This window comes from Desulfobotulus alkaliphilus (assembly GCF_007830435.1).
Classification (GTDB): Bacteria; Desulfobacterota; Desulfobacteria; order Desulfobacterales; family ASO4-4; genus Desulfobotulus; species Desulfobotulus alkaliphilus.
This window is the reverse complement of the sequence record NZ_VLLC01000032.1, coordinates 26,994-34,738: the sequence shown is the minus strand read 5'-3', so window position 1 is coordinate 34,738 and position 7,745 is coordinate 26,994. Positions and strand designations below refer to the sequence as shown.

The window sequence follows — 7,745 nt, the reverse complement described above, 5'->3', positions numbered from 1 at the left end:
GCCTTAATTCTTGCCTCTTCTTCAGCTTTTTTCTTTGCTTCCTCTTCGGCCTTGATTCTTGCCTCTTCCTCGGCTTTTTTCTTTGCTTCCTCTTCGGCCTTGATCCTTGCTTCTTCCTTGGCTTTGAACCGGGCTTCCTGCTCGGCTTTCTTTTCAGGGGAGAGGATAAAGTCCTGTGCAGAGAAGGGCTTCACAAGAAGGGCAGAAATGCGTTTTGCTTCTTCGGGATCGGAAGTGCTGAAAAAAGGAGGAGAGGAGGGAACCTTTTTTGCAGCGGATACCGGCTGGAAGGGGGCTGCAGGTTTCCAGTCATTAAACTTTCTGAAAAGAACAGGCTTTTTTTCAGAAGATGCACTGCTTTTGGCTGTGCTGGATTTTGCTGTTGTTGTGGCTTTGGTAGCCGCAGTGTTTTTTTTCGCAGCGCTGGTTTTTTTAGCCGTACTGGTTTTTTTCTTTGCACTGTCTTCGCTTGCCGGGCTTGTCGTGGTTTTTTTCTTTACTGGTTTTTTTGCCATGATAACCCCTTTGTGTCATCGGTCTTTTCCGGACCGTTATGGATTTCCATATTATTCACATCGCAATTTAAATTGCTTCCTTATAGGATTAAAGCTTTTTTGTAAACAGGCTTGTATGGAATCTTTTAAAATATATCCTTATGGCGCAGGGCTGCTGCCTGTTTTTTAGCAGGGGGGAGCCTTTCTGTGCATGGGGAACAGGGGGGGATTGTATAAAAAAAGACTTGACTGGAACATGAAAATGATAGATTATAGTTTATGTGTCCCCCCCATATCCTGGGGTTCGGTGATTTTTTCCGTACTTCAAGGTCCTTTGGTTTATTCTATGGTTTTTCTGGGTAGTGGCGTTTTTACACCTGTTTTTCAGGATGAGCCTGTAGCTTTTGTGGCCATTATGGATGGTAGAAAAAAAACACCTTAGGTGCAGGCCTTTTGCAGGCCCTGCATGATCGGGTTCCGGTGGTTTCTGTAGAAGATCCGGGCCTGTAACGCTTTCTGAATCTGGAGGTGTATTATGTTAAATGTAAATCTTGAGTATAAAAAAGTTCTTATGGATGGGCTGAACGCCATGCGTCATACAGAATCGATCCGCCATTATCAGGAGCGGGGTTGGACGCTTTTTGGTGTAACACCCAATACCAAGGATATGAAAATGGAGTACCGCTTTAAGAAACCCAAATGATACAGTCTCCGGGGGGAGCACATATTTTATTGAAGAAACCGGCTTCCTGGCCGGTTTCTTGCGTTTGGGCCCGTGTGTATGGGCTCTGCCCCATGCATCTGTCCGACAGGTATGATGCTTAAAAAAGGACGTTTTTTAGTCGGCAAAAGAATAGTGCAGCTTATCCGGCTGAAAGTTTTCTGTATTGTCAGAGCAGGGCCAGCTGTCTTTGGAGGATGTCAGACGGATCGGGTCCGCAGGACGCTGCTGGCAGGCCGTGACAAGTTTGGCCCTGCTGTTTTTCAGGGCTTCCGCTACCACGGCACCTGCTTTTTCAGGGGTGTTGTTTTTTTCACTGATATGGGCAATGACAACGGAGGACAGCGCCGGATGGATAATTTCTCCGAGGAGATCCCTGGCATCCCCATTGGAAAGATGACCTGTCCGCCCCTTAACCCTTTGTTTGAGGCTCCATGGATAGGGGCCGTTTTCAAGCATGACAGGACAGTGATTGGCTTCCAGAACCAGCGCGTGACACCCCTTGAGGTGATTTTTAACAAGAGTTGTGGCAATCCCCAGATCCGTTGCAATGCCAATCTTAAGCCCGCCTGAGCTGACGGTGAAGCCCGCAGGATCGGATGCATCATGGGAAATGGAAAAGGGATGGATGAGAAGATCGCCCACGGCAAAGGGAACGCCACAGGTGATGTCTTTTCGGCGGTGGAGAACGCCGGTTTTGTTTTTTGCCGCATCCAGGGTGCCGGAGGTACCATATACGGGGAGGTGAAGCTTGCGGGACAGCACACCCGCGCCCGTTACGTGGTCACTGTGTTCATGGGAAAGGACAAGGGCGGAGAGCTTTTCCGGCAAAAGACCTTTCATGTCCATGCGCCGCAGGAGTTCTTTGCATGAAAACCCCGCATCCACCAGTATGGCGGTCTCTTCACTCTCAATGTAGATGCAGTTACCCCTGCTGCCGCTGGCCAGCACCGTAAGGGAAAGGGAGGGGCAAGAGGGCAGGGCAAAGCCATCTTTCATGGCATTACACCGGAACCGGTATGGCCGAAGCCCCCGTCTCCCCTGTCTGTATCTTCAAGGCTTCCGGTTTCCTGCCATGAAATTCTGCAGACCGGCGCAATTACCATCTGGGCAATGCGGTCGCCCCTCTTGATCTCCACGCTTTTTTTGCCAAGATTGATAAGGCCGATTCTGATTTCTCCCCTGTAATCCGCATCAATGGTGCCGGGTGCGTTCACAACGGTGATGCCGTGGCGGATGGCAAGTCCGCTCCTCGGGCGGATCTGGGCCTCAAAGCCCTCTGGCAGGGCCATGGCAAACCCTGTGCTGACAAGGGCGATATCCCCGGGGTGAAGGACGCAGGCTTTAGCCGCAGGGATATCCATGCCAGCAGCAAGTTCCGTCATGTAGGCAGGCAAAGGCAGGCCTTCTCCATTTGGCATGCGGAGCAGGGGAATTCTCATTGCTTTTTTTCTCCTGCGGCTTCTTTTTTCTCAGAGATGCCGAATTTTTCTCCCAGAGCAGCCGTATTGTCCGAGGGGCCGAGTACGGAAACCAGAAAGTTGTTTTCTGAAAAGGCGTCACAGGCTAAGGTCAGAATACTTTCCCGACTGACTTCATCGACCTTGGCAAGGGTCTCTTCCACAGGGACATAGCGGCCGAAATGGATTTCATTCTGGGCCAGTTTGACCATGAGGTTTTCCGTATTTTCCATGGACAGCAGGATATTTCCCTTGGTGTAGGCCCGTGCCCCTTCCAGTTCTTCCTGGGTAACGGGTTCTGCGCAGAGTTCCCTCAGTTCCCTGTGGATCAGTTCCGCAGAAGTTTCCACCGTGCTTGGAGCGACGCCTGCATAGATTCCCATCATGCCCGTATCCATATGGCCTGCGGAAAAAGCGTAGACCGAATAGGCCAGCCCCCTTTTTTCCCTTATTTCCTGGAAAAGCCTTGAACTCATGTTGCCCCCGAGGATGGTTGTCAGCAGAGAGGCGGCAAAGCGGTCCTCGTGGGTGATGGAAAGCCCCGGAGCTCCGAGGCAGAGGTGGACCTGCTCAATGGGGCGGACAGTGGTCCGGACCCCCCTTTGCATAACCGGAGTATGGCGCATGGCTCTTCCGGGGCTTGGAAGAAGCTGTTCAAAGGCCGGAGCAAGAAGGTCCAGTACCTGATTATGTTCCAGATTGCCCGCAAGGGAGATGATTACCCTGGAGGGGCAGTAGTGCTTGCGGAAAAAAAGGGACAGGTTTTCCGATGAGAGGCTGAGGATATTTTTAGGTGTTCCCAGAATGGAGCGGCCAAGGGGGTGCTCTCCCCAGGCGTACTTTTCCAGAAGATGATGGGCAAACTCTTCAGGACAGTCTTCGAGCATACCGATTTCCTGCAGAATCACCGGTCGCTCGTTCTCGATTTCTTCGGGATCCAGACAGGAATTGAGGAACATGTCCGAGAGAATATCCACCATGGTGGGCAGGTGGGTATCCATGACACGGGCATGGTAGCAGGTGGTTTCCATTGTGGTAAAGGCATTGGACTGTCCGCCAATGGCATCAAAGGCCTTGGCCAGCTCATAGGCAGAGCGTCTTTTTGTTCCTTTGAACATCATGTGTTCCAGGAAGTGGGAATAGCCCGCTTCCTCTTCGGATTCATCCCTGGCACCCACATCTACCCAGATCCCCATGGCGACGGAGCGCACATGGGGCACCTGATGGGTCAGAATCCGGACACCGTTGGCCAGTGTGGTTTTTCGGGTCATCGGGTCCATATAAAAATATTGTTATCTCCGAGGGGGTCTGCTGCTGTTGGAATCATCCCTGCGGGGGCGCTCGCTGTTTCCGTTGCCGGAATCGGCCGGTGCGCCTGCGGGAGGTTCCAGAAGGGCCTTGTGGCTGAGACGGATTTTGCCGTCTCTCGATATTTCAAGAACCTTGACCTGAAGATCTTCTCCTTCATTGACCACATCCGTGACTTTTTTGACACGGTGGTGGGCCAGCTCAGAGATGTGTACCAGGCCATCGGTTCCGGGCTTTAACTGGACAAAGGCACCGAAATCCGTTGTCCGGACAACTTTGCCTGTGTAAATTTCACCCACTTCCGGCTCCATGCAGATTTCAAGCACCAGTTTTTTTGCGGCTTCTGCATCTTCCAGATTGGCTGCGGAAATTTTCACGGTTCCCGAGTCATCCACATTCAGGTCACAATGGGTATCCGCCTGAATGGCCCGGATCATTTTGCCTCCGGGACCGATGAGATCGCGGATTTTATCAGGATTGATCTTGATGGTAAAGACCTTGGGAGCATAGGGAGAGAGGGCATCACGGGTCTGGGGAATGGCAGCCAGCATTTCCTTGAGGATATGCTGGCGTCCTTCTTTGGCCTGTGCAAGGGCTTTTTCCATGATGTCCCTGGAAAGTTCCGTGATCTTGATGTCCATCTGGATGGAGGTGATCCCGGCTTCACCACCGGCCACCTTGAAGTCCATGTCTCCGGTGTGATCTTCGTCACCGAGAATATCAGAAAGAACCACCACCTGATCGCCTTCCTTCACAAGGCCCATGGCAATACCGGAAACGGGGGCCTTGATGGGAACACCCCCATCCATGAGGGCAAGGGTGCCGGCGCATACGGTACCCATGGAAGAGGAACCATTGGATTCGGTAACCTCGGAGACAAGGCGGATGGTGTACTCAAAATCTTCCGTATTGGGAAGAATGGGTTCAATGGCACGGGTGGCAAGGGCACCGTGTCCGAATTCCCTTCTGCTGGGAGAACCCACGCGCTTGACCTCGCCCACGCAGTAGGGGGGGAAGTTGTAGTGCAGCATGAAGGGTTTGGATTCGTCGCCGGAAAGGGTCTCGATGCGCTGCTCATCCCTTCCGGAACCCAGGGTAAGAACACCCAGCACCTGGGTTTCACCACGGGTAAAGAGGGCGGAACCATGGGGGCGGGGGAGGGTGCCGACCTCACAACGGATGGGCCGGACTTCATCAAAGGCCCTGCCATCCACACGGGTGCCTTCCTCAAGGACAATTTTCCGGCTGACCTTTTTCATGAGGCTGTCAAAAAGGGACATCACCTCATTTTTACGCTCTGCACCTTCTTCACCGAGGCTTTCCAGAAGCTGTTTTTTGACGGCACTGGCATTGGCCTTGCGGACCATTTTATCATCGACCTTCAGGGCTTCAGCCAGAGGGGCGGCAGCCAGTTCGTATATTCTGGCAGCCAGTTCTTCATCCACAACAGGAGGCGTGAAGCTGCGCTTGGCTTTGCCCGCAGCTTCCTGCAGCTGTTCCTGAATCCGGATCAGGGGCTGCATGGCCTCGTGTCCGGAAAAGATGGCATCCAGTACATCGGCTTCACTGACAAAGTCGGTTCCGCCCTCCACCATGACGATACCCGTTCTGGAGCCTGCCAGCACGATGTTCATATCACAGCCGGGGGTTTTAAGGTCCGAGAGGGTGGGGTTGAAGACAAATCTGTTGTTGATTCTTGCCACACGGATGCCGGCAATGGGGCCTTCAAAGGGAATATCGGAAATGGTCAGTGCCGCAGAGGTGCCGATGATGGCAAGGATATCCGGATCGTTTTCCTTGTCCATGGAAAGGACAGTGGCAATGATCTGGATTTCACTGCTGTAGCCCTTGGGAAAGAGGGGGCGGATGGGGCGGTCGATCAGACGGCAGGTGAGAATTTCCTTTTCACTGGGCCTGCCCATCTCTCTGCGGAAATAATTCCCCGGAATGCGGCCAGCCGCATAGATTTTTTCCTGATACTCAACGGTGAGGGGAAGAAAGTCGATGTCCCGTTCTTCGCTGGATGAAACCGCCGTAACCATGACAACGGTTTCGCCGCACTGAACAATGGCTGTACCGGATGCCTGCTTGGCAATTTTCCCGGTACTGATGGATATGGTTTTTCCGTCGATGTCTGCAGAAAAGGTGGATTGCATATAAAAACTCCTTGCTTACGAAGGCCCGTGTGCCGGAAATACGCTGGAACGGACTTACGCAGAAACATCTTGACGACTCGGATTTTCATATGTTTGCAGAGTCGTAAAGGTGTTTTTGCGGAAGTCCCTCGTATGGGCATGGGCGTTGGAATGGGGCAGGGCCTATTCCAGACAGAAGGAAACAGGCCCTGTGGATAAAACCGGGGAAAAAGGAAAAACCCTTTTTCCCCCTTGAAATCAGCGCCGCAGTCCGAGGGCTGCGATGATGTCTCTGTAACGCTGCATTTCCTTTTTTTTCAGGTAGTTCAGCAGGCGTCTGCGCTGGCCCACAAGAATCAGGAGCCCCCTGCGGGAGGCATGGTCTTTTTTATGAATCTTCAGATGCTCGGTCAGGTAGGAAATGCGGTGGGTCTGCAGGGCAATCTGGACTTCCGGAGAACCGGTGTCGGATTCATGGGTTTTGAATTTTTCAATAATTTCTTTTTTCTGCTCATTGGTAAATACCACGGTGTTTCTCCTTGTTTGGAATAATCATGTCTTCATCCCTATGCGTTTTCGATCCGATATTCCATTCAGACCGTAAGCACCAGCGCTTAAACAGTATGCATGGGGATATTCTAATAAAGGACAGCAGGCTGTTTTGAGACGGCATGTCTGTCCGGGCTTGCTTTATTTAAAGCTGCCCCCCTGGGGCAGTGCGGGGCAGCAGTACGGCATCATAAGAAAAAAGGCCCTGTCTGCTTTCATCCCTTCGAATCACAGCGGCAAGTCTGCCATCTTCCGTCAGCACCCGTATGGGACCCGGAACAGGAGCGCTGATCTCCTCTGTGTCAAGCACTTTGCCATGAAAGATCTTTTCCGTCAAAGTATTATTCACACGGATTTCAGGCAGAAAGCCAAGGGCTTCGGCCATGGGAATCAGGGAAGGCATGGGCTGTGACGTCTGCAGGCTGTTCAGGGTATCATCAAGGGAAGCTGCCTGCGCAAGGCTGAAGCCGCAGGTTTCCGTTCGTTTTAAAGCGACAAGGTGACCGGTGCTGCCCAGCGCTTCGGCCATATCAAGGGCAAGGGTACGGATATAGGTGCCCGAGGAACAGTGGACGCTGAACCGGATGTCCGGCAGCTGGATGCTTTCAGGCTGCAAACGGTGAATGACCACCTGTCTTGGGGGCTTCTGTACGGCTTTACCCTGACGGGCAAGGCGGTAAAGGGGAACCCCATTGTGTTTTAGGGCAGAATATACGGGCGGGCTCTGCAGTATGGGGCCGGAAAATTTTTCACATACCTTCAGGAGCTTTTTTTCATCCACCTCCGGTACGGGGAGGGTGGCTGTGATGGCGCCTTCGGGATCCTGGGTTTCCGTTGCCGTTCCGAGGCGCAGGGTGGCCTCATAGGATTTGTTTCCACCCAGAAAGTAACGGGAAATCCGGGTGGCCTTGCCAAGACAGACCACGAGAAGGCCTGTGGCAAAGGGATCAAGGGTACCGGCGTGGCCCACTTTTTTTATGCCGGAATATTTTTTTACCCGGGCCACCACGGCTGCGGAGCTGAGGCCGGGAGGTTTATCAATGAGGAGGATGCTGTCTTTGTGCATAAGGTTTTGTTT

The 7,745-nt window shown here is 52.6% G+C and carries 9 protein-coding genes; 2 read left to right on the top strand and 7 right to left on the bottom strand.

The features are described from left to right. Nucleotides 1-194 (bottom strand): hypothetical protein (locus LZ24_RS17680; protein ID WP_222427656.1); only part of this gene is annotated, 194 nt, incomplete at its 3' end. Nucleotides 195-207: 13 nt separating this feature from the next. Here LZ24_RS17680 and LZ24_RS17675 point away from each other — a divergent pair. Together LZ24_RS17675 and LZ24_RS17325 are read left to right on the top strand one after the other, a co-directional pair. Beyond that, on the top strand, nucleotides 208-684 hold the full coding sequence (locus LZ24_RS17675; RefSeq protein ID WP_222427655.1) for a hypothetical protein: 477 nt from the start codon (nucleotides 208-210) through the stop codon (nucleotides 682-684). Between the two features lie 345 nt (nucleotides 685-1,029). Next, a complete protein-coding gene (locus LZ24_RS17325) occupies nucleotides 1,030-1,197 on the top strand; it encodes a hypothetical protein (RefSeq protein WP_179953251.1) in 168 nt (55 codons plus the stop codon). A 135-nt stretch (nucleotides 1,198-1,332) separates the two neighbouring features. Here LZ24_RS17325 and LZ24_RS14575 read toward each other — a convergent pair whose 3' ends face one another. The 6 genes from LZ24_RS14575 to truB all read right to left on the bottom strand — a co-directional run bounded on the left by LZ24_RS14575 (nucleotide 1,333) and on the right by truB (nucleotide 7,733). Next, nucleotides 1,333-2,214, bottom strand: coding sequence for an MBL fold metallo-hydrolase (locus LZ24_RS14575; protein WP_144686428.1), 882 nt, complete (start codon nucleotides 2,212-2,214; stop codon nucleotides 1,333-1,335). After that, the gene (gene dut, locus LZ24_RS14570) at nucleotides 2,211-2,657 is read right to left on the bottom strand and encodes a dUTP diphosphatase (RefSeq protein WP_144686426.1); all 447 of its coding nucleotides are present in this window, start codon (nucleotides 2,655-2,657) and stop codon (nucleotides 2,211-2,213) included. Before dut ends, LZ24_RS14575 begins: the two co-directional genes overlap by 4 nt. Next, nucleotides 2,654-3,946 (bottom strand): M16 family metallopeptidase, encoded by a 1,293-nt coding sequence (locus LZ24_RS14565; RefSeq protein WP_186443176.1) that lies wholly within the window; start codon nucleotides 3,944-3,946, stop codon nucleotides 2,654-2,656. Before LZ24_RS14565 ends, dut begins: the two co-directional genes overlap by 4 nt. 21 nt (nucleotides 3,947-3,967) lie before the next feature. Then, on the bottom strand, nucleotides 3,968-6,139 hold the full coding sequence (gene pnp, locus LZ24_RS14560) for a polyribonucleotide nucleotidyltransferase (protein ID WP_144686422.1): 2,172 nt from the start codon (nucleotides 6,137-6,139) through the stop codon (nucleotides 3,968-3,970). A gap of 237 nt (nucleotides 6,140-6,376) precedes the next feature. Further along, a complete protein-coding gene (gene rpsO / locus LZ24_RS14555; RefSeq protein WP_139448132.1) occupies nucleotides 6,377-6,646 on the bottom strand; it encodes a 30S ribosomal protein S15 in 270 nt (89 codons plus the stop codon). A 166-nt stretch (nucleotides 6,647-6,812) separates the two neighbouring features. Next, nucleotides 6,813-7,733, bottom strand: coding sequence for a tRNA pseudouridine(55) synthase TruB (gene truB / locus LZ24_RS14550; RefSeq protein WP_144686420.1), 921 nt, complete (start codon nucleotides 7,731-7,733; stop codon nucleotides 6,813-6,815). Nucleotides 7,734-7,745: the final 12 nt, after the last annotated feature.

What these genes read in the sequence shown, in the direction of transcription:
- LZ24_RS17675 (WP_222427655.1), top strand. Translation starts at nt 208, where the DNA reads ATGCGTTTTGCTTCTTCGGGATCGGAAGTGCTGAAAAAAGGAGGAGAG.
- LZ24_RS17325 (WP_179953251.1), top strand. Translation starts at nt 1,030, where the DNA reads ATGTTAAATGTAAATCTTGAGTATAAAAAAGTTCTTATGGATGGGCTG.
- LZ24_RS14575 (WP_144686428.1), bottom strand. Translation starts at nt 2,214, where the DNA reads ATGAAAGATGGCTTTGCCCTGCCCTCTTGCCCCTCCCTTTCCCTTACG.
- dut (WP_144686426.1), bottom strand. Translation starts at nt 2,657, where the DNA reads ATGAGAATTCCCCTGCTCCGCATGCCAAATGGAGAAGGCCTGCCTTTG.
- LZ24_RS14565 (WP_186443176.1), bottom strand. Translation starts at nt 3,946, where the DNA reads ATGACCCGAAAAACCACACTGGCCAACGGTGTCCGGATTCTGACCCAT.
- pnp (WP_144686422.1), bottom strand. Translation starts at nt 6,139, where the DNA reads ATGCAATCCACCTTTTCTGCAGACATCGACGGAAAAACCATATCCATC.
- truB (WP_144686420.1), bottom strand. Translation starts at nt 7,733, where the DNA reads ATGCACAAAGACAGCATCCTCCTCATTGATAAACCTCCCGGCCTCAGC.